At 71.5% G+C, this 18708-nt stretch carries 18 protein-coding genes and 1 pseudogene; 6 read left to right on the top strand and 13 right to left on the bottom strand.

Going from position 1 to position 18708, the window contains the following annotated elements:
* Positions 1 to 18: 18 nt before the first annotated feature.
* Both Aiant_RS33095 and Aiant_RS33090 read right to left on the bottom strand, forming a co-directional pair.
* The gene (locus Aiant_RS33095; protein WP_189332876.1) at positions 19 to 2274 is read right to left on the bottom strand and encodes a putative bifunctional diguanylate cyclase/phosphodiesterase; all 2256 of its coding nucleotides are present in this window, start codon (positions 2272 to 2274) and stop codon (positions 19 to 21) included.
* Positions 2255 to 3721: a GGDEF domain-containing protein gene (locus Aiant_RS33090; protein ID WP_189332875.1), complete on the bottom strand. Its 1467-nt coding sequence runs from the start codon at positions 3719 to 3721 to the stop codon at positions 2255 to 2257. The genes Aiant_RS33095 and Aiant_RS33090 overlap by 20 nt, the downstream gene beginning before the upstream one ends.
* Positions 3722 to 3936: 215 nt before the next feature.
* Here Aiant_RS33090 and Aiant_RS33085 point away from each other — a divergent pair, with 215 nt between their 5' ends.
* Both Aiant_RS33085 and Aiant_RS33080 read left to right on the top strand, forming a co-directional pair.
* Positions 3937 to 4374, top strand: a complete 438-nt coding sequence (locus Aiant_RS33085) for a chemotaxis protein CheW (RefSeq protein ID WP_189332874.1) — start codon at positions 3937 to 3939, stop codon at positions 4372 to 4374.
* Positions 4375 to 4809: 435 nt separating this feature from the next.
* Entirely contained in the window at positions 4810 to 5643 is an 834-nt protein-coding gene (locus Aiant_RS33080; protein WP_189332873.1) for a phosphotransferase family protein, read from the top strand.
* A gap of 49 nt (positions 5644 to 5692) precedes the next feature.
* Here the strand turns inward: Aiant_RS33080 and Aiant_RS33075 are convergent, their stop codons facing one another.
* Positions 5693 to 5983, bottom strand: coding sequence for a DUF4287 domain-containing protein (locus Aiant_RS33075; protein ID WP_189332872.1), 291 nt, complete (start codon positions 5981 to 5983; stop codon positions 5693 to 5695).
* Positions 5984 to 6142: 159 nt separating this feature from the next.
* Positions 6143 to 6529: a VOC family protein gene (locus tag Aiant_RS33070; RefSeq protein ID WP_189332871.1), complete on the bottom strand. Its 387-nt coding sequence runs from the start codon at positions 6527 to 6529 to the stop codon at positions 6143 to 6145.
* A gap of 63 nt (positions 6530 to 6592) precedes the next feature.
* Here Aiant_RS33070 and Aiant_RS46920 point away from each other — a divergent pair.
* Positions 6593 to 6667, top strand: a pseudogene (locus Aiant_RS46920) (hypothetical protein); the annotation flags it as partial.
* Positions 6652 to 6897, top strand: a complete 246-nt coding sequence (locus tag Aiant_RS33065; RefSeq protein ID WP_342358066.1) for a WCX domain-containing protein — start codon at positions 6652 to 6654, stop codon at positions 6895 to 6897. The pseudogene Aiant_RS46920 and the gene Aiant_RS33065, both read left to right, overlap by 16 nt.
* Positions 6898 to 6912: 15 nt before the next feature.
* Here the strand turns inward: Aiant_RS33065 and Aiant_RS33060 are convergent, their stop codons facing one another.
* From Aiant_RS33060 to Aiant_RS33045, 4 genes are all read right to left on the bottom strand, one after another.
* Positions 6913 to 7689, bottom strand: a complete 777-nt coding sequence (locus Aiant_RS33060; protein WP_189332869.1) for an MBL fold metallo-hydrolase — start codon at positions 7687 to 7689, stop codon at positions 6913 to 6915.
* A 157-nt stretch (positions 7690 to 7846) separates the two neighbouring features.
* Positions 7847 to 8440 carry a TetR/AcrR family transcriptional regulator gene (locus Aiant_RS33055; RefSeq protein WP_189332868.1) on the bottom strand — a complete coding sequence of 198 codons (594 nt, stop codon included), beginning with the start codon at positions 8438 to 8440 and terminating at the stop codon, positions 7847 to 7849.
* Between the two features lie 70 nt (positions 8441 to 8510).
* Positions 8511 to 9305: a carbohydrate-binding protein gene (locus Aiant_RS33050; protein ID WP_189332867.1), complete on the bottom strand. Its 795-nt coding sequence runs from the start codon at positions 9303 to 9305 to the stop codon at positions 8511 to 8513.
* An 80-nt stretch (positions 9306 to 9385) separates the two neighbouring features.
* A complete protein-coding gene (locus Aiant_RS33045) occupies positions 9386 to 10246 on the bottom strand; it encodes a helix-turn-helix transcriptional regulator (RefSeq protein ID WP_212846581.1) in 861 nt (286 codons plus the stop codon).
* Between the two features lie 91 nt (positions 10247 to 10337).
* Between Aiant_RS33045 and Aiant_RS33040 the strand changes: the two genes are divergently transcribed.
* Entirely contained in the window at positions 10338 to 12644 is a 2307-nt protein-coding gene (locus Aiant_RS33040; protein ID WP_189332866.1) for a glycosyl hydrolase family 18 protein, read from the top strand.
* Positions 12645 to 12683: 39 nt separating this feature from the next.
* On the opposite strand, the gene Aiant_RS33035 is transcribed toward Aiant_RS33040, so the two are convergent.
* From Aiant_RS33035 to Aiant_RS33020, 4 genes are all read right to left on the bottom strand, one after another.
* Positions 12684 to 14369, bottom strand: a complete 1686-nt coding sequence (locus tag Aiant_RS33035; protein ID WP_189332865.1) for a response regulator — start codon at positions 14367 to 14369, stop codon at positions 12684 to 12686.
* A gap of 72 nt (positions 14370 to 14441) precedes the next feature.
* Positions 14442 to 15950, bottom strand: a complete 1509-nt coding sequence (locus Aiant_RS33030; RefSeq protein WP_189332864.1) for a cellulase family glycosylhydrolase — start codon at positions 15948 to 15950, stop codon at positions 14442 to 14444.
* Between the two features lie 139 nt (positions 15951 to 16089).
* Positions 16090 to 16548 carry a DUF6325 family protein gene (locus Aiant_RS33025; RefSeq protein ID WP_189332863.1) on the bottom strand — a complete coding sequence of 153 codons (459 nt, stop codon included), beginning with the start codon at positions 16546 to 16548 and terminating at the stop codon, positions 16090 to 16092.
* Positions 16545 to 16781 carry an SHOCT domain-containing protein gene (locus Aiant_RS33020; RefSeq protein WP_189332862.1) on the bottom strand — a complete coding sequence of 79 codons (237 nt, stop codon included), beginning with the start codon at positions 16779 to 16781 and terminating at the stop codon, positions 16545 to 16547. The genes Aiant_RS33025 and Aiant_RS33020 overlap by 4 nt, the downstream gene beginning before the upstream one ends.
* Positions 16782 to 16950: 169 nt before the next feature.
* On the opposite strand from Aiant_RS33020, the gene Aiant_RS33015 reads away from it, so the two are divergent.
* Positions 16951 to 18027 (top strand): NAD/NADP-dependent octopine/nopaline dehydrogenase family protein, encoded by a 1077-nt coding sequence (locus tag Aiant_RS33015; protein ID WP_212846579.1) that lies wholly within the window; start codon positions 16951 to 16953, stop codon positions 18025 to 18027.
* Here Aiant_RS33015 and Aiant_RS33010 read toward each other — a convergent pair.
* Positions 18009 to 18620: a DUF4352 domain-containing protein gene (locus Aiant_RS33010; protein WP_229830569.1), complete on the bottom strand. Its 612-nt coding sequence runs from the start codon at positions 18618 to 18620 to the stop codon at positions 18009 to 18011. The two genes, Aiant_RS33015 and Aiant_RS33010, sit on opposite strands and share 19 nt — an antisense overlap.
* Between the last annotated feature and the right edge of the window lie 88 nt (positions 18621 to 18708).

The following is an 18708-nucleotide window of genomic DNA, read 5'->3' as shown; positions in this document are numbered from 1 at the left end:
CTCTACATAGGGCCGGAGTCAGGCCACCGCCGCTGTCCGGCGAGCGACGGGCTCCGCGGCCGGCTTGCCGAAGTGATAGCCCTGCGCCAGCCGGTAACCCAGGCGGTGCAGTTCCGCGGCCTGTTCGGCGGTCTCGACGCCTTCGGCCACGGCGCTGAGCCCCAGGCCGTCGCTGACCCGGATGAGCGCCTCGGCGATCACCGCGTGCCGGCCCGCCATGGTCACGTTGTCGACGAACGATTTGTCGACCTTGAGGACGTCCACCGGGACGGTCTGCAGCAGGCCGAGCGACGAGTGCCCGGTGCCGAAGTCGTCCAGGGCGATCCCGACGCCCAGCGCGTGCAGGTCCTCGATGGCGCGGACCGCGACGCCGCCGCTGAACACGGCGGTCTCGGTGACCTCGACGATCAGGCACCCGGCGGGCACACCCGTTTCGGCCAGCACGGCGGCGACCATCGCGGCGAGCCCGGGCTCGGCGAGTTGCCGGGCGGAGACGTTCACGCTGATGCGTTCCGGGGCCGTGTCCGGCTGCTCGGCGTGCCACCGGGCGAAGTCGGAACACGCGGTCCGCATGATCCATTCGCCGAGCTCGACGATCAGGCCGTTCTCCTCGGTGACCGGGATGAACTCGGCGGGACTGACGAAGCCGCGTTGCGGGTGCTGCCAGCGGACCAGCGCCTCCACGTAGCGCAGGTCACCGGAGGGCAGCGACACGATGGGCTGGTAGACCAGGCGGAACTGACCGGTGTCCAGCGCGGCGCGCAGCTCGGCGCCGAGGCGGGCCTTCTCGTCGGCGTGCTCATCGAGTCCGGCCGTGTATCGCCGCCACCGGGAGCCGCTCGACTTCGCCGCGTACATCGCGACGTCGGCCCGGCGCAGCACCTCCATCGCGTCCCCGGCGTCGGCGCCGTCGGCGACGCCGACGCTCGCGTCCACCAGCAACTTCTGGCCGGCCACCTCGAACGGCTCGCGCAGCGCGGCGGAGATCCGGGCGGCGTCGGCGTCGGCCTCCGCGGCCGTCGCGTCGGCGAGCAGGACGGCGAACTCGTCGCCGCCCATCCGCGCCACCAGGTCGACGTCGCCCAGCCCGTCACGCAGGCGATCGGCGACGGCAGCCAGAAGCGCGTCACCGACCCCGTGCCCGAGCCGGTCGTTGATCTCCTTGAAGCGGTTGAGGTCCAGCAGGCACACCTGCGGGGAGCCGGTCGCCAGGGCCTCGCCCAGGCGGCGGCCGAATCGGCGGCGGTTGGCCAGCCCGGTGAGGTCGTCGCGCATGGCCAGCCGCTCGAGCTGCGCCGACTGGGTCTGGATCTGCCGGACGAAGCCAGCCGTGCGGGCGGTCACGAGCAGAAGGAGCAGGACGGCGCCGACCCCGATGGCCGCCCACTTGATCTCGTCGTGGCGCAGGCCCTGGATCATCAGCACGGCGGGCACGAGCAGGGCGCAACCGACCAGCAGCGCCGACCGGCCCCACCCGAGCCGGACGGTGGTGCCCGGGTGCGCCGAGGTGCCGGCATCGCCCATGGAGGGGTGCAGCGCGGCGCCGGCCCAGCAGACGTAGCTGCCCAGGAACGCGGCGGTGATGGTCGAGGCCGGATGACCGCTCAACGACGGCGCGAGACTCCAGGCGAGGTCGCCGGCGAAGTTCAGCGCCGAACCGGCGGCGAGCAGAACCACGCTGGTGGTGCGGGCTCCGGTGCGGGTGAGCAGCCGGGTCGCCACCGCGCACATGATCACGTCACAGCCGGGGTAGACGACGGTGAGGATCCGCTCGGACAGCGGCGTGCCGTGTCCGCCCAGCGCCGGGTCGATCAGGAACACCCAGTAGACCAGTGCGACACCGGTGGCCATCACCGCGGCGTCGATCATGCCGCGCACGTCCCGCCGGGCCGGTATGCCGGCGGCGAGGAGCAGACCGGACCAGAGCAAGGGGTACGCGACGAGGTAGAGCGCGTCGTTCCAGTACGGGTACCGGTGCTCGCCGAGCAGCAGGCCACCCACCTCGAAGGCCACGTCACCGGCCACGAACGTGATGACGCCGGCGGCGAACACGTACCAGGCGTACGGCCGGGCCGGCCGGTACCGGCGCACCGCGGCGAGGATGGCCACGAAGGCGGCCAGGCCGATCACGTTGTACAGCACGGGCGCGACCACGCCCTCGGCCGGAAGCAGCGGGTAGCCGAGGCAGATCAGCGTCCCCGCCGTCATCCACGCCCAGGTCAGGCGGGTCCGGCGGTCGGTGACCGTCCGCATGTCAGGCAGCGGCCAGGACATCGTCGCTCACCACCCGGTCACGGCCGGCGTCCTTGGCCCGGTACAGCGCCTGGTCGGCGCGGCCGAGCAGGTCGTCGCCGCTCTCCACGCCGTCCCAGGTCGCCACGCCGGCCGAGAAGGTGCAGCCCATCGGCGTGAGCGGGCGCAGCCGGTCGAGCAGGTCGAGGGCCTCGGCCGCGGTGGTGCCGGGCAGCAGCGCCACGAATTCCTCGCCGCCGTATCGGGCCAGCACGTCCGCCGGGCGCAGGTTCGCCGCCCAGGCCGCCGTCGCCTCGACGAGCAGCCGGTCGCCCGTCTGGTGGCCGTGGGTGTCGTTGAAGACCTTGAAGTGGTCGAGGTCGAGCACGGCCAGGGTGAGCGGGGCGCGGTGGCGGGCGGCGTGCTGCAGCGCCGAGGGCAGCGCGGCGTTCCAGGCGCGGCGGTTGGGCAGGTTGGTGAGCGGGTCCAGCTGGGCCGCCTCGCGCAGCAGATCGGCGTGTTCCGCCAGCGTGGCGGCCTGCGCCTGGACCTGCCGGACGAGCATCGTCATCCGGGCGATGACCAGCAGGAACATGACCACCGAACCGGCCACGATCGCGTACGCGTCGAGAACCCGCCCGCCACCGCTGTACGCCTGCCAGGCCAGCACCGCCGGCGCGATCAGCGTGGCCGCGGTGAGCAGCATCAGGCGATGCAGGGTCATCGGCCGGACCTGCTGCGGACCGGCCGCCCGGCCGATCGCCACCATGCCCGGGTGCAAGGCGCCGGCGCCGAAGGCGATGTAGCCGGTCAGGTACGTGCAGTCGATCAGCCGGCCGCCGAGCGTGCCCGGGTCGTAGGAGGTCTGGCTGGCGAACGCCCAGAAGTAGTCGCCGATGAGGAAGACCACCATGTTCGTCGCGACCAGGAAGAACGCGACGTTGCGAGTCCCGTCGGCGGTCAGCAGCCAGGCGACCATGGCGACCAGCAGCAGATCGAGAGCCGGGTACGAGATCGCCATCAGCTGGCCGATCAGTCCGAGCGACGCCTCCTCGGCCACCGGCTTCATCAAGAACACCCAGCTCAGCAACGCGAACGCACTCGTGATGATCAACGAGTCGACGAGCGTCGACCAGTCCCGCCCGGCGCCTCGCCGGCGCAGCAGGACCAGCAGCCCCGCCACCTGGAGCCCGTAGCCGAGCAGGTACGGGACGTCGTACGGGTGGAAGACCTGGTCACCGTCCGGGGCGAAGAAGTAGATGATGTCGCCCACGACGTTGGCCAGCTGCCCCGCCATGAGCAGCCACCAGGCGGCCGCTCCCTCGGGACGGTTGCGCCGGATGCCGACCACGATGGCCACGGCGCCGGCCACCGCCACGCCGTCCCACCCCAGCACCCCGTACACGTTGTCCGGCAGCCGCAGGTACAGCGCGACGAAGAGCATGCCGCCGATCAGGAAACCCACCCACGCGGGAAGACGCTTCAGCATCTGTGCCGCTTCCTCCCCGTACTTATGTCTGACGCTTACCCGTGTCAGTCGGCGCGGCGGCGGCAGACCTGAGCCAATCGGTACGCGAGGGCAGGCGCTCGTTGTCAGCCCGGCTGATTGATCCGCCGGATTGCTTGGCCCGGCGGCTCGAGCGCCGATATTGCTGCTGATCCGCCGCGCATGTGTCGCGGCGGACATCATCCAGGGAGTTACGCGTGTCGAGTCGCCAGTTCGTCACCTTCGAGGTCGCCGACCAGTTCTTCGGCGTGGACGTGGACGCTGTGCAGGAGGTCCTGTCGTACAGCGAGTACACGCCGGTGCCGATGGCGCCGACCGCGGTCGGCGGCCTGTTCAACCTGCGCGGGCAGGTGATCGCGGCGGTGGACCTGCGTGTGCAGTTCGGGTTGCCCCGCCGGGACATGTCCGGCCTCGTGATGAACGTGATCGTGCGGTATGCCGGTGAGCCGGTGAGCCTGCTGGTGGACCGCATCGGCCAGGTCGCCTACCTGGACGCGAAGATGTTCGAGGAGCCGCCGGCGACCCTGACCGGCCCGTCACGCGCGCTGGTCACCGGCGCGTACAAGACCGAGGGCAGGCTGCTGCTGGTGCTCGACGTCGCCGAGTGCGTCAACACCACCCGCGTCCCGGCGTAACGAAATCCAGACGGTCCGCGACCGCCTCACGGTCGGCTTCCGGCGCGGACCGTTCCTTTTCGGTACGACTTGGAGTCCCGTGCCGGTCCGCCCGCGAGGCTGCGGCCCACCCCGGACCGCAGCGCGTGTCGTGCGGGTCCGCTCGGCGCACCGAACGCCTCAGGGGACCGGCACCACCTGCGACAAGCCTCATGGGCTAAGGCCTGTTTCATAACCCGACCGGGGCTGCGGCGTGGCCAGGAGCGCGCCTGGCAGCGTCCGCGATTTGCCCGCATACAACACCGGTATGCGGGCAAATCGCGGCCGTTGCCAGCCACACTCCTGACCTCGCCTCGCACTCGGCCGGGTTATGAAACAGGCCTTAATTCCGTTGCTCGCGAGCGGCCCCCGGGAAAGGCTGCCCGCGTGGAGGATCGCGATCGGCTTGTTCGCGTGGTGGCGACGGAGACGGGCGCGGCCCCGGATGCGGTGGAGATGCTGACCCATCGGCACGGGCGCCTGGTCTGCCGAGCCACCCTGCCGTCGGGTGCCGAGGTGGTGGTCAAGGTCACGACATCGGCAGGTCAGTTCGCCGCGGAAGTCGCCGCGGTGGCGGTGCTCAAGGCGGCCGGGCTGCCGGTGAGCCGGGTCCGAGCTGTCCGCGACGGGCCGCCCAGCGTCATCGTTCTCGACTGGACGCCCGGCCGAGCGATCGGTGCGGACGACAACGTGCCGTTGAGACACGAGGTCCTCGAGATCCTCGGCAAGGTTCACCGGTTGCCGGCCGCGCCGCCGTACGGCGGCGTCAACCCGGACCTGGTGACGTGGATCGACGGCTGGTGCCACCACGCTCTGCACTGGTGGGCGCGGCGCGGCGAGATCGACCCGACCGGCGTCGGCGTGGCTCGGCGCTGGTATCGCCGCGTCCGGCCGCTCATCGCGGGCCGGGCCGGCTCAATGATCATGATGGATGCCCCGCCGGATCACTTCATCGTGGGTCCCGGCGATCGAGTACGGCTCATCGACGTCGCGGAACTGCAACCCGGCGACCCCGTCATGGATCTCGCGGTCCTCAGCCTGCACGCCCCCGGCATCCTCGCCGGGCTGCTCGACCGATACGACCAGGCCGAGCTGGACGACCGGCACCTGTCTGAACTGTTGCCGTTCTACGTGTTCCTGCGGGCCGTCGCGGCAGCCCAGTGGAGTGCCCACGTCCTCGATCCGGCCGGCTGCGCGACGTGGTTGTCGCGAGCCGCGACCGAACTGCGGCGAGCCCCACGAGAACCGTGAGGCCACCGCACACCGCGTGAAGCGGGACGACCCCGGTCGGAGCGGACCCTCAGGACGGTCTGGTCGCCTTGCCGTCGAGCCACAGCACGTCGGTGGCGTCGCGGTGCGCGCCGGTCGTGCCGACGTGCTTGGCGCTGATCCGCGGGCCCTTCTTGATCACGTGGACCAGTGCCATGGCGTGCCCCCGGCCGATGCCGTACTCGTCGTTGAGCCAGGCGATGATCACGCCGGCCTTGACGTCCGCGGCGTCGTAGCCGCGCTGTTTGGCCTCCTCGACCAGGGTGCGCGGGGTCTTGCCGGTCTTCTCCTCGACGGCGTCGAGGTATGCCTGGAAGGACATGGCGTGTGCTCTCCATCGGGTAGCGCAACTCGGTGACAGCGACCAGCATCCGCGAATGCCCGATTTCGATCAAGCACGGCCGGGGGAACGATCATTGAGCCACAGTCAACGATCCGCTGAGGTCGGGCATCTCGATGTGGACTGTTCGGTCGATGACACTCAACCCTGCGTGGAGATGCAGAACGGGTGACCTGCCGGGTCGAGCAGGACTCTCCGCTGCTCGGGGTGTGGCTGAACCGACGGCTCCACGGCGCCCAGGGCCAGCATCCGGGCCTGGGCGGCCTCCAGGTCGTCGACACCCAGTTCGAGGTGGGCCTGTTTGCCCTGTGACGGGTCCGGCCAGGTCGGACGCCGATAGTCGGCCACCCGGATGAAGCCCAGCCCGGGTGCACCCTCGCGGCCGAGCAGGACGAAGCCATCGCTGGAATAGATCACTGGCAGGCCCAGCGCGTCGCCGTAGAAGCGGGCCAGCTCGGCCGGGTCCGGGCAGTCGAAGTCGATGGACAGGAGCCGGATCGCGGGCCCAGATGTGGTCTCGGTGCTCATGGGCACGACGCTAGGACGGGACCAGGACAGTTCCGGTCCTGATCATCGGGGAGACTTCGGGATGTGATCAGCGCCTCCGCCCGCCTGCTGCAACTGGTGTCGTTGCTGTCCACGCGATCGACGTGGACCAGCCGCGAGCTGGCCGAGCGGATGGCGATCACCGGCCGCACGGTCCGGCGCGACATCGCCCGGACGGCCCCGACGCCACCATCGTCGAGATCGGCGGCAACGACGCCGACAGGCTGGCCACCTACCTCCTCGGCCTGGGGACGACGCTCCGGGTCCTGTCACCGGACCGCGTGAGGGAGGCGCTTCTGCGCCGTACCCGAGACCTGTTCGAGCAGAATGAAGGAGGTCAGCCCCGGTAAGGCGCGCCTTGTCCGTCAGCGTGCCGCGTCGCTCACCTCGGCGCGACGGCGGATGCGGCCCCGGGCGGCGAGGCGGTCGAGGCGCCGCTGTTCCCGGTCGGCCCACCGGGCGACCCGTCCGGGATCGAGCCGCCCGCCGTGACCGGCGTGCAGCGACACCGGCGAGAGGGCGAGCATCGCGCGCAGACTGGCGAGGTTGGCGAGCCGGTCGTCGTGGAACGGCGGGTTGGCCGGGCGCCCGGTGATCGAGCCCAGGAACGAGGTGGCGATCAGGTCACCGGCCACCAGGTCGCCGTCGTCGGTCAGCACCGACACCGACCCCGCGGTGTGCCCGGGGGTCGGCACGATCCGGGCGGCGACGCCGAGGTCGTCGAGCCGCTGCGGGCCGTCCAGCACCAGGTCCGGTTCGACCGGCTGGGTGGTGTGGTGCAGGGCGGGCAGCCGGCTCAGCAGCGCACCGAACGGGCCGGTCGGCAGGTAGGGCTCGCGGACCCGGCCGGCTCGGTACGGTTGCAGGTCGGCGCGGTGTGCGGCGATCGGCGCGCCGGTGAGCTGCCTTATCTGTGCCGCGGCGCCGAAGTGGTCGATGTGCGCGTGGGTGAGCACGATCAGCGCCAGATCGGCCGGGTCGATGCCGTGGCCGGCGATGCCGTCGAGGATCCGGCGGCCGCTGCCGGGGATCCCGGCGTCGACCAGGATCGGCCGGCGGCCGACCAGCAGGTAGGCGTTGATGGAGTGGCGCCCCGCGACCGGAATGGCACGGACGCTGACCCGGCCGGGACCCGCCGTCATCGCGTCACCCCGGCGACCGCCGCGGACGCGCTTCGTGGCCGGCCCCAGGGGCACGGCACCGCGCTGGTGATCGTGGTGGGCATGGCAAACTCCTTTGTCATTTGACTGATCGGTCAACTAGGCGGGCAGCGAAGAGCGGGCGCGGACCGAGCGATGCTCAGCGCGGCGCCCGCAGCAGCAGCCGGATGTCGGCCTTGGCCAGCAGCACGAGGCCCGGGTCGTCCTGCGCCTTGGCGAGCATCGTCAAGCCCTGCGTCAGAGCCAGGATCCGGGTCGCGGCAGCGCGGGGATCGGTGTCGGCCGGCACGTCACCGCGCCCCCGCGCCTCGCTCACGGCCGCAGCGAAATAACCCATCCAGCCGGACAGCACCCGGCCGGCCCGGACCCGCCCCTCCTCGCCGTGACCGGCCACCTCGGAGGCCAGGCCACCGAGCGGACAGCCCGGCGTGGCGCCGAACCGCTCGCGCATCGCCGAGAGCATCCGGGCGAAACTGTCGACGAACCGGTCGATGCGCTCCAGCGGTGGAACGTCGGCAGCGAAGGCCTCCTCGAGCACCGCGTGCATCATGTCCCAGTTGTGCTCCAGGACCGCCCCGCCCAGCGCCTCCTTGGAGGGGAAGAAGTGGTAGAGGCTGCCCTTGTGCACCCCGGCCGCCTTGCAGACGTCCTCGGTGCTCACCTCGGCGAGGGAAGCGCCATGGACGAGATCCCGCGCCACCGCGACGATGCGCTCCCGGGTGTCCCGCGCCATCTCGCACTCCCCACTTCTTGACTGTTCGGTCAAATCTAAGAGTCGATTGACCGAACGGTCAAGTCAGGTGTCAGACGCGCTGCCAGAGAGCGGGCACGTTCGGCGGCTCCCAGCCCGCCATCGAGGTGTGGCCCTGCAGGCAGCGGTAGGTGACGCCACCGTAGGTGACCTGCGCGCCGGCCGGGTACGCCGTGTTCGGCGCCCAGGTGCCACCCGGCGCCGGCGGCCGGCTCGTCGGCGGCGTGCCCGGGCCGGCCGGCACGTCGAGGACGAAGTCGAACGACGCCTCCCGGCCGCCGGACCCGGACCGCACGTTCATCAGCAGGCGCGCGTCGTAGAGCGAGTCCGTGCTGTTGCGTGGCTCCCCCGGGAAGTACAGCTGGGTGGTGAGAACGGGACGGTTCGGCGCCTGCGCCTTGACGTGGATGTGCCGGGTACGCCCGGGATACAGCCCCGGCACGACGGTGGTCAGCGTGAAGGCCCCGCCCGCGCCGGTGTACTGGTGGCCGCGCAGCTTGTAGCCGCTCATGTCGTACGCGCCGCTGTTGTCGGCCTGCCAGAAGTCCAGCAGCACGCCGGTCAGCGGCTGGCAGCCGGTGCCGAAGACGTACCCGCTGACGGTGAGGCGGGTGCCCGGCATGCCCGGGTCCAGCAGCGACGTCCGCTGCGGCGAGGAGGGCTTGAAGTACGGCCCCTCGATCTGCGGCGGCGTGTCGTCGTCGCCGTCGTCGCACAGCGGCGTCGGCTCGAGCGAGGCCGCCTGGGCCCGCGCGACGGCGCCCAGCAGCAACGGCACCGGTACCGCTATCGCCGCGGCCTTGAGCAGGCTCTTCCGGGTGACCCCGCCGTTCGGCTCGTCTGCCATCTCGGCTCTCCTTTCTCCGCGCCCAGGGGCGCTCACGGACAGCCCCGACACTATGAATTCCATAGATGGGAAGCGATGGACTAACCGCCGGGATCGTGGTGAATTCCACGGCGGCTGTCGCGGAAACCGCCCGGGGTGACACCCACCTCGCGGCGGAAGTAGCGGCAGAAGTACGCCGCGTCGGCGAAGCCGATCCGCCGCGCGACCTGGGCGACCGAGAGTTCCGTCGCGGCCAGCAGTCGCTTGGCCTCCAGCACGCGCCGGTGCCGGATGACCTGACCGGGCGACCACCCGAGCGCCCGCCGGACCGCCTCGTTCAGGGTGCTCGCGGAGACACCGAGCCGGGCGGCGTAGGCGGCCACCGCCCACTCGCCGAACGCCTCGTCGGCGACCAACTCCTGGAACCGGAGCACCACGGCGCCCACCGGATCGGATCCGGCGGCCGGCCGCTCGCGCTGCAGCCGTCCGATCTCGACGACGAGCACGTGCAGGTAGGCCTGGAGAACGGTCGTGAACCCGGGATCGCGGCGCCGGTACTCGCTCTCCATGCTCGCGACGAGCGCCCGGATCCGCCCGGCGCCGGTGGCGTCGAGCCGACGCGGACGCCGCCGGGCCAGTGAGTGCAGCGCGGCGCGGTCGCCGGGGTACGCCAGCAGGAAGTCGTCGGTGAACAGGATGACGTGACCCTGCACCGGGGCCAGCTGGCGCCAGCGGTGGACCTGCCCGGGAGCGATCAGGCAGAGCTGCGGCGGGCGCAGCGGGCGCTCGTCGAGGTCGACGACGTGACTGCCGCGCCCGCCGGTGACGAGGTCGATCTCGTAAAAGGTGTGACGGTGGGCGAACTCGGCGCGGGCGAGCGCGCCGATCCGGTCGAACGTCCCCATCGCGAACGGGAAGCTGTCCGGCCGGGGAACCTCCAGGTCATGACGGGGCAGATCCACGCCGCGCTCCTCACGAATCCGAACCAGGCCCTTGACGCATCGACATTCGACTATGAATGTTAATAGGAAAGTTTCCTAATAGGAGGTTCTGATGCGAAGACGGACCCGGCCAACGACAGCTGCCGCGGCGGCACTGGCGCTCCTCGCGGCGATCGTCGCCGCGCCGAGCCCCGCCGTCGCCGCGAGCGGCCTCACCGCGAGCTTCTCGTCCGCCGACAACGGCTCCTGGTACCAGGACAAATACATCATCAGCAACCCGACGACGAGCGCGATCACCGGCTGGACGATCGACTTCGACCTGCCCGCGGGCGTCAGCATGTCCAACAGCTACAACGGCACGGTGACGCGGAACGGCAGCCACGTCACCGTGGTCAACGCCCATTACAACGGCACCGTCGCCGCGGGCGCCACGACCGAGCCGTACAGCTTCTGGTTCATCGCCACCGGCTCGTCCGCCCCGCCGCTGAACTGCCGGATCAACGGCAACAAGTGTGACGGCAGCGCGGACCGGGCGCCGGGCACGCCGACCGGCCTGGCGGTCACCGGCAGGACGACCAAGACGGCCTCGCTCACGTGGACCGCGGCCACCGCCACCGACTTCCCCGTCGCGGGCTACGACGTCCTGCGCGGCGGCACCGTCGTCGCCGGTGTCACGGGCACCACCGCCACCGTCGGCGGCCTGACCCCGAACACCGCGTACACCTTCGCCGTCCGGGCCAGGGACACCCGCGGCAACCTGTCCGCGGTCAGCGCCCCGGTCTCGGTCACCACGCTCAACCCGGCCGACGACACGACACCACCGCCCGCGCCGGGCAGCCCGCGCGCCACCGGCAAGACGGCCACCAGCGCCACGCTGGCCTGGACCGCGGTGACCGACCCGAGCGGCATCGCCGGCTACGACATCTACCGCGGCGACCAGCTCGCCACCACCACGACCGGCACCACGGCCACCGTGGACGGGCTCACTCCCCTGACGACGTACACGTTCACGGTGCGGGCCCGGGACACCTACGACAACGCCTCCGCCGCGAGCACCGCGGTCACCGTCACGACCGACGACGTGGTGGGCGCCGGCAAGTACGCCAAGGTCGGCTACTTCGTCCAGTGGGGGATCTACGGACGGCAGTATTTCGTCAAGAACCTGGACACCTCGGGCTCCGCGGCGAAGCTCACCCACCTCAACTACGCGTTCGCCAACCTCGACCCGACGAACCTGACCTGCCTGCAAGGTGTCACCAAGGGCACCACACAGAACCCGCAGGACCCCGACCAGGGCACCGGGGCCGGCGACGCGGACGCCGACTACGGCCGGCCGTTCAGCGCCGCGCAGTCCGTCGACGGGGTCGCCGACACCGGCTGGGAGAACCTGCGCGGCAACTTCAACCAGCTCAGGAAGCTCAAGGCCAAGTACCCGAATCTGAAGGTGCTCATCTCGATCGGCGGCTGGACGTACTCGAAATTCTTCTCCGACGCGGCGGCGACACCGGCGTCCCGGGCGAAGCTGGTCAGCTCCTGCCTGGACATGTACCTCAAGGGAAACCTGCCGGTGAGCGGCACCGCCGGCGGCCCGGGCACCGCGGCCGGCATCTTCGACGGCATCGACCTCGACTGGGAGTGGCCGGGCGCCGAGGGGCACGCCGGCAACCACTGGGGCGCCCAGGACAAGGCGAACAACCTCGCCCTGTTCGCCGAGTTCCGCAAGCAGATGGACGAGCTGACCAGGACCACCGGCAAGCGTTACCTGCTCACGGCGTTCACCCCCGCGGACCCGGCCAAGATCGCGGCGGGCTGGGACGTCAGCAAGAGCGACGGTACGCCCAGCGTGTTCGACTACATGGACTTCGCGAACGTGCAGGGCTACGACTTCCACGGCGCCGGCAGCGACAACTCGTGGGAGCCGAACCGCACGGGCCACCAGGGCAACCTGTACACCGACACCCAGGACCCGTACGCCTTCCACTTCAGCGGCGAGAACGCGATCAAGACGTACACCGATGCCGGCGTCAACCCCCGGCAGCTCACCCTCGGCTTCGCCTTCTACGGCCGCGGCTGGCAGGGTGTCGCCGCCGGCGCTTCCGGAACAGGCGAGTGGGAGAGCGCGAGCGGCGCGGCGCCCGGGCAGTTCGCTGAGGAGGCCGGCACCCGCGGCTACGCCAACCTGCTGGCCATGGTTCCCGGCTGCACGGTGCGCCACGACACCCAGTCGGTGGCGACGTACTGCTTCACCGGCAACGGCGGGCAGTGGTGGACCTTCGACGACACCTGGTCGATCGGGCAGAAGACCACCTGGGCCCGGGGGCAGAACCTGCTCGGCGGCATGATCTGGGAGATGTCCGGTGACACCGCGTCGGGCACGCTCATCACCTCGCTCGACACCGGACTCCCGTCGGTCCGCTGAGCACCGTCCTGTCCGCCGGGCGGACGGCGGTGGCGGCGGTCAGTGCGCCGCGGCCACCGCCAGTTCGTCGGCGATGCGCTCGCAGACCGGGACGATCGCGGCGAACTCGCTGCGGATGGCCGCCATGGTGGCCGGGCTCTTGGGCAGGCGACCGGCCCGGGCGTCGGCCTCCACCTCGGCGAACATGTCGGCCAGGTGGCCGGCGCCGATGTTGGAGGCGGAGCCGGTAAGCGCGTGCGCCTGGCTCCGGACACCGGGGACGTCGCCGGCGGTGATCAGCGCGGCGAGCCGGTCGATGCCGGCCGGGGTGCCACTGGTGAACGAGCGCAGCAGCCGGGCGAGCAGGGTCCGTTCCGGCCCGCTGGGCTCGCCGTCGCTGATGTCGGCCAGCCGGCCGCGGACCTGCGCGTCCCGGTCGATGCCGAGCGGCGTCGCGGTCCCGGCGTCACCGGTGTCACCGTCGTCGCCGGGCAGGTCGTGGCCGAGCTCCAGCAGCGGGGTCAGCGCGCTGGTCAGCTCGGGCAGCCGGACCGGCTTGGGCAGGTAGTCGTTCATGCCGGCGGCGCGGCACGCGGTCCGGTCCTCGGCGAGCACGCTGGCGGTCATCGCGATGATGTGCGGCTGCCGGTCGGCCGGGAACTCCGAGCGGATCAGGCGGGTGGCCTCGAGGCCGTCCAGGATCGGCATCTGCACGTCCATCAGCACCACGTCGTAGTCGGCGGCCCGCAACGCCTGGACGGCCTCCAGGCCGTTGGCGACGGTGTCCACGCGGTGGCCGAGTTTGCCGAGCATGAACTGGGCGACCTTCTGGTTGACCGGGTCGTCCTCGGCCAGCAGCACCCGCAGCGCGGTGTGCCAGGTCTCCTCGGCCGGAGCGGAAGCCTCGGGCGAAGCCGAAGCCGAAGCCTCGGGCGAAGCCGAAGCCGAAGCCTCGGGCGAAGCCGAAGCCGAAGCCGAGGCCGAGGCCGAAGCAGGAGCCGAAGCCGAGGCCGAGGCCGAAGCAGGAGCTGAAGCCGAAGCGGGAGCCGAGGCCGAAGCAGCGACGGCCGACGAGGCAGCCGACCGGGTGACCCGCCAGGCGGTCAGCGCGACCGTCGCGGCGGCCGCCAGCGCCCCGGTGGCCAGCCAGAGCGCCAGGGTCTCCTGGCTCTGCGCGTGCTGCTGCCCGACGTGCAGCACCGTCAGCTGCTCGTCGCGCAGATCGTCGAGGAGCTGCTCGGCACGAGCCAGCGTCTCGGTGCTGACCGTGCCCAGCACGTCCGGCCGGGCATTCCGGAAGCCCTCGTTGCGCAGCTGGGTGACCGCCAGGCCGAGATAGTCGACCGTGGCGGTGGCCGAGACGTCCAGATCGTCGAGCATCTGCCGGTGCTCGGCACCGAGCAGCTGACGCAGCCGCGCCAGGCTCTGCGGCACCTGAGCCGCCGCCGACGTGTAGGGCTCCAGGTAGTGCTCGTCGGCGGTCAGCACGAAACCGCGCTCCCCGCGCTGCGCGCCCTGGAGCTGGCCCCGCAGACTCGACAGCGTGTCCAGCACCTGATACGCGCGGTCGTCCTGCGCCCGTTGCGCCTGGGCGGCGCCGATGCCCAGGTGGGCGGCCGCGCCGCCCAGCGCCAGCAGCCCGATGATCGACCCGTATCCGGCGGCCGACACCTGCCCGGCCGTCCAGCGCCTCCCCCGCGCTGTCCCGCCGATCCGATCGCTACCCTGACGCCGTCTACGAATCATGCCCCCTGATTCGGCGGCCACGCCCGGCCCGTGAGAGCCCGCCGGGCGCAGCACAGTTGCGAAATGCTCCGGTCAGGAGACGCTCAGGGCGACGTCGTCGAACCAGACCGAGCCGGTGTTCGCACCCGATTTCAGGTGCACCTGCACACTGGCCGCGCCCGCGGGGGCCGCACCGTCGACCGACAGCCGGGTCCAGTCGCTCGTCCCGGACGGCAGGTCGGCCGAGGCGGCGCCGCCGATCCAGCGGTCGTTCACGTCGAACCAGCTCAACGCGATCTGCGTCGAGCCCGTCTCGCTCTTGCCGCGCGCCCAGACCTCGGCGTGCCACCGCTGCCCGGGCTGCACCGGCGCGATCGGCGCGACCCGGTACGACGGTGACCCCGCCGCCGTCTTCCCGGTGTTCGTGAGCATCACCGACCACTTCCCGGACCGCGCGGCCGTCTGCGTCCGGGTGGGCGTGCCGAGCTCGGACAGGTAGGAGCGCCACGGCGTCTGACCGGAGGCGTTCTCGAATCCGAGGTCCATCAGGCCGGCCGGGGACGGGGCACCGGTCCATTCGGCCTTGACCACCGCGGCGGCCGGCTTGGCCGTGCTGTCGGCCCGGTACAGGCCGTACCAGTACTGCTCGGGGATACGCGCGACACCCGAGTCGGGGATGCTGCCGGCGGTGAAGTCGGTCAGCGTCCACGGCGCGACCGCGTTCACCCCCGCCACCTCGGCGGCCGCGAACACCCGGGCGAGGTACGCGGCCTGTTCGCCCTCGCTCGCCTGCAAGGTGTTCGTGCCGGTCTCGCCGATCACCAGCGGGGCCGGCGCCACGGCGGCCTGGGCCTGCCGGATCGTGGCCAGGGCGCGCTCCGAGTTGCCGTACAGGTGGAAGTCGTAATAGTCCAGCGGGGTCGTCCCCAGCGCCGACTTCAGCGCGGTCAGGCCGGCGATGCCCGCCGAGGAGCTGATCGGGATGGTCACCGGAACCCCCGGTACGGCCTTCCGGATCACCGGTACGAGCTTCTTCACCCAGCCGATCGCGGCCGAGTCGGCCGGGTCCAGTTCGTTCTGCACGTCGATCGCGACGATCCGGGCGTCGTTGGCGTACGGGCTGAGCAGAGCCGTCGCCCACGCGCTGCTGCCGGCGACGTCGGAGTAGCCGTCCCACCAGTCGAACAGCGTGATCTTCACGGTCATCCCGTGGGCCGCGGCCAGCGACACGAACTGGGCCAGCTTGTTCTTGTACTCCGTCTTCGGGGCCGGGTAGCCGAACACCGACGGGAACACGATGGCGCGCACGCTGTCCGCGCCGAGCGCCTGAGCCCGGGCCAGGTCGGCGTCGATCTTCTTGGCGTCGAACTCGGTCCACATCCGGGTCCAGCTGCCACCCGCCGGGTAGTAGTTGATCTGCTTGGCGGCCTGGACCGCGGCGAGCCGCTGGGCCGGCGTGAGACCGCCCTTCACCGCCGTCACGGTCGCGGCGGACGCCACAGTGGTCGCGGCGGACGCCGGAGTCGCCACTGACGAGACCGTCGCCCCCGCCACCAGCAGCAGCGGCAGGGAACGGGCGACAACTGGGGTGACGGAACGCATGGACGGCCGGGCCCTTCGTGATGGCGGGTGATGTGCCCCCTCCATTCGGCGGCGTCAGGGTCCGGCCAATGAAAGGCTTCAGTGCCGTTCGGGTGCGAGTTGATCGCCCGCACGTCACGAAGGAGACGACCGGGACCGGTCAGCGGAGCGGCCGGCCGTCCGGCGCCATCAGGGCCTCGAGCGCCGCGAGATCGTCGGGCGCCAGCCAGGTCTCCTCCAGCGGGTTCCCGCCCGCCTTCCGGATCGCCGCGGTCAGCGGCCCGGCCCAGAGGTGCTCGATCAGGGCGACCGCCGCCACCGACCCGGGCGGCACGGCGTCGGCCAGCGACCACATCGCATCACCGGCGAGGCCGGCGCCCGTCTCGTTCGCGCCGTCCGGCTGCCCGAGGAGCCCGGCCACCAGTCCGCCGAGTTCCGCGCCGGCATCGGCGGGCAGCGGCAGCGTCTCGACCGCGCCGTCCTCGGCGCGCGAGACGAGGAGCAGGTCGACCAGGCGGACGATCCCCGCCTGCCGGAGCCGGGTGAACTCGGCGAGGATCTCGCCGGAGAACGCCGGGTGCTCGAACCCGACGACGAGCACCTGCACCGGCCCCATCATCGGTTCACCCGCGCCCGCAGGTCCTGATACTCCTCAGTGGTGATCACCCCGGTGTCGAGCAGGTGCCGCAACGCCGGCAGCGGGTCGGCCTCCGGTGTCGCGGGCGGCCGGGGCCGCGGGCGGGGCCGCGGATGGGAGGCCGCGTACGCCTGCGCCGGCGTGAACCGGCCGCCGTAATAAGGCACGTCGCCGGTCATCCCGGAACGCCGCAGCTGCCTCGGCACCAACAACATCGGTCCCCCTCTCGACCCATCGCCAGTCTCGCCCGCCCGCCGGGACGCCACCTCATCCGCAGCGGGGGGTGCGGCACGGACCGGCTGTCTCATCCACCACGGATGAGTCGCGGAGCTCAGCCGACTGTGGAACCTGAGTAGTCGAGCGACGGCTGGAGGACGCAGGACCGTGAACGTGACAGTGATGGGATCGGGCAACGGCGGCCTGGCGGTCGGCTTCGACTGGGGCCGGCACGGCCACCGCGTCGCCCTGTACTCCGGCGCCGCCCACCCGGACAACCTCGCCGCGGTGCGGGCCAACGGCGGCATCGCCAGCGAGGGGCTGCTGGAGGGCTTCGTGCCGGTCGGGTACTGCGGGTCGGACGTCGCGGCCGCCATGGACGGTGCGCAGGTGGTGCTGGCAGTCGCGCCCGCCTTCGCCACCGAGGAGTTCGGGCGTGTCCTGGCGCCGCATCTGCGCGCCGGGATGATCGTCGTGGTCTGCCCCGGTTCGTGCGGTGGCGCGCTCGCCTTCAAGCGCGCCGCCGGGCTGGCGGTGCACGACGACGACGTCGTCGTCGGGGAGACCAGCACCCTTCCGTACGCTGCCCGCTCCGACGGCGCGGGCACCGTGCACGTGTTCCACAAGTTCGACAGTGGCCTGTTCGCCGCGGCCGTCCCCCGGTCCGGCAGTGGCCGGTTGCTGGCGTGTCTCCGGCAGGTGTATCCGTCGATCAGCGAGGCGACGACCGTGTTCCAGACCTCCCTGCAGAACGGGAACCCGGTCATCCATCCCGCGGTGACCCTGATGAACGCCGCGCTGCTCGAGCGAACCGACGGTGACTTCCGCTTCTACGAGGACGGTGTCACGCGCAGCGTGGGTCGCGTGATGCAGGCGGTGGACGCCGAGCGGCTCGCGATCGCCGCGGCGTTCGGCGTGAAGGTCGTCGCCGAGCCGGACCTCGGCGTCATGCAGGGTTACATGACCGAGAGCAACTACTCGACGGGGTACTCGCGGGCTCCCGGCTTCCGCGGGATCAAGGCGCCCGCGACCATCGACTCCCGGTACCTGACCGAGGATGTCGGTTACAGCCTGGTGTTCTTCACCGACCTCGCCCGCCGGTTGGGGGTGCCGACACCCACCATGGACGCGATCATCGACCTCACGTCCGTCGTCCTCGCCCGTGATCTGCGCGCGGACGGCGCCCGGACTATGAGCTCGCTGGGACTCGACCAGCTGAGCACCGATCAACTGCTCGCCCTCTGACGGAGGGAGACCTCGGCGCCGTCGGAGAGCAGGGAGTCGTGCAGCTTCAGGGTGGTCAGCGTGACCGGTTTCGGCACGTCGAAGACGAGCTTGCCGGTCACCTCCGCGCCCGGGGCGACCTTCTGGAGGAACGCCTCGGTGCCGCCGTTGGCATAGATGCCGGCCAGTTCGTCGCTGGTGTACTCGGTACCGGACGCGTCGTAGGCCTTCTGCGCGTGCCCGACGAAGTATGTCGCGCTGTCCCCGATGTTGCGCACCGTCAGGCTGACGACGCAGAACCGGCCCGCGGCGGTGCGCTTGAGGTGCTCGACGCCGAGGGTCCGCTTGGCGCAGTCCACCCGGAACACCACGAACTGCAGCTTCCCGTCACGCACCGCGTCGCCGAGTCCGGGCCCGGGTGGCGGCGCGGCGGCGGCCTGCGCGGCCGCGGGGGCCGCCGATCGCTGCTGGCTGTACTGCTGCGCCGCGATCCCGGCCGCGAAGAGCCCGATGATCGCGATGACCGAGACCAGGACCGCGATCGACACCTTGAGCGGTGAGACGCGCCGGGCGGCCCGGACCGGCCGGCGTTGCTGACGAAGGTCGTGCGACATCGGACCACTCCACGGCGCCGGTCAGGGGTTCCCTCCCCCTCACTGTCAGCTACCGCACCGTCGCGCACCAGTAATTAGGCATGATCGG

It is taken from the genome of Actinoplanes ianthinogenes (assembly GCF_018324205.1).
Classification (GTDB): Bacteria; Actinomycetota; Actinomycetes; order Mycobacteriales; family Micromonosporaceae; genus Actinoplanes; species Actinoplanes ianthinogenes.
This window is presented reverse-complemented; position numbering and strand designations above follow the sequence as displayed.

What these genes read in the sequence shown, in the direction of transcription:
- Aiant_RS33095 (WP_189332876.1), bottom strand. Translation starts at nt 2,274, where the DNA reads ATGTCCTGGCCGCTGCCTGACATGCGGACGGTCACCGACCGCCGGACC.
- Aiant_RS33090 (WP_189332875.1), bottom strand. Translation starts at nt 3,721, where the DNA reads ATGCTGAAGCGTCTTCCCGCGTGGGTGGGTTTCCTGATCGGCGGCATG.
- Aiant_RS33075 (WP_189332872.1), bottom strand. Translation starts at nt 5,983, where the DNA reads ATGTCCTTCCAGGCATACCTCGACGCCGTCGAGGAGAAGACCGGCAAG.
- Aiant_RS33070 (WP_189332871.1), bottom strand. Translation starts at nt 6,529, where the DNA reads ATGAGCACCGAGACCACATCTGGGCCCGCGATCCGGCTCCTGTCCATC.
- Aiant_RS33060 (WP_189332869.1), bottom strand. Translation starts at nt 7,689, where the DNA reads ATGACGGCGGGTCCCGGCCGGGTCAGCGTCCGTGCCATTCCGGTCGCG.
- Aiant_RS33055 (WP_189332868.1), bottom strand. Translation starts at nt 8,440, where the DNA reads ATGGCGCGGGACACCCGGGAGCGCATCGTCGCGGTGGCGCGGGATCTC.
- Aiant_RS33050 (WP_189332867.1), bottom strand. Translation starts at nt 9,305, where the DNA reads ATGGCAGACGAGCCGAACGGCGGGGTCACCCGGAAGAGCCTGCTCAAG.
- Aiant_RS33040 (WP_189332866.1), top strand. Translation starts at nt 10,338, where the DNA reads ATGCGAAGACGGACCCGGCCAACGACAGCTGCCGCGGCGGCACTGGCG.
- Aiant_RS33035 (WP_189332865.1), bottom strand. Translation starts at nt 14,369, where the DNA reads ATGATTCGTAGACGGCGTCAGGGTAGCGATCGGATCGGCGGGACAGCG.
- Aiant_RS33030 (WP_189332864.1), bottom strand. Translation starts at nt 15,950, where the DNA reads ATGCGTTCCGTCACCCCAGTTGTCGCCCGTTCCCTGCCGCTGCTGCTG.
- Aiant_RS33025 (WP_189332863.1), bottom strand. Translation starts at nt 16,548, where the DNA reads ATGATGGGGCCGGTGCAGGTGCTCGTCGTCGGGTTCGAGCACCCGGCG.
- Aiant_RS33020 (WP_189332862.1), bottom strand. Translation starts at nt 16,781, where the DNA reads ATGTTGTTGGTGCCGAGGCAGCTGCGGCGTTCCGGGATGACCGGCGAC.
- Aiant_RS33010 (WP_229830569.1), bottom strand. Translation starts at nt 18,620, where the DNA reads ATGTCGCACGACCTTCGTCAGCAACGCCGGCCGGTCCGGGCCGCCCGG.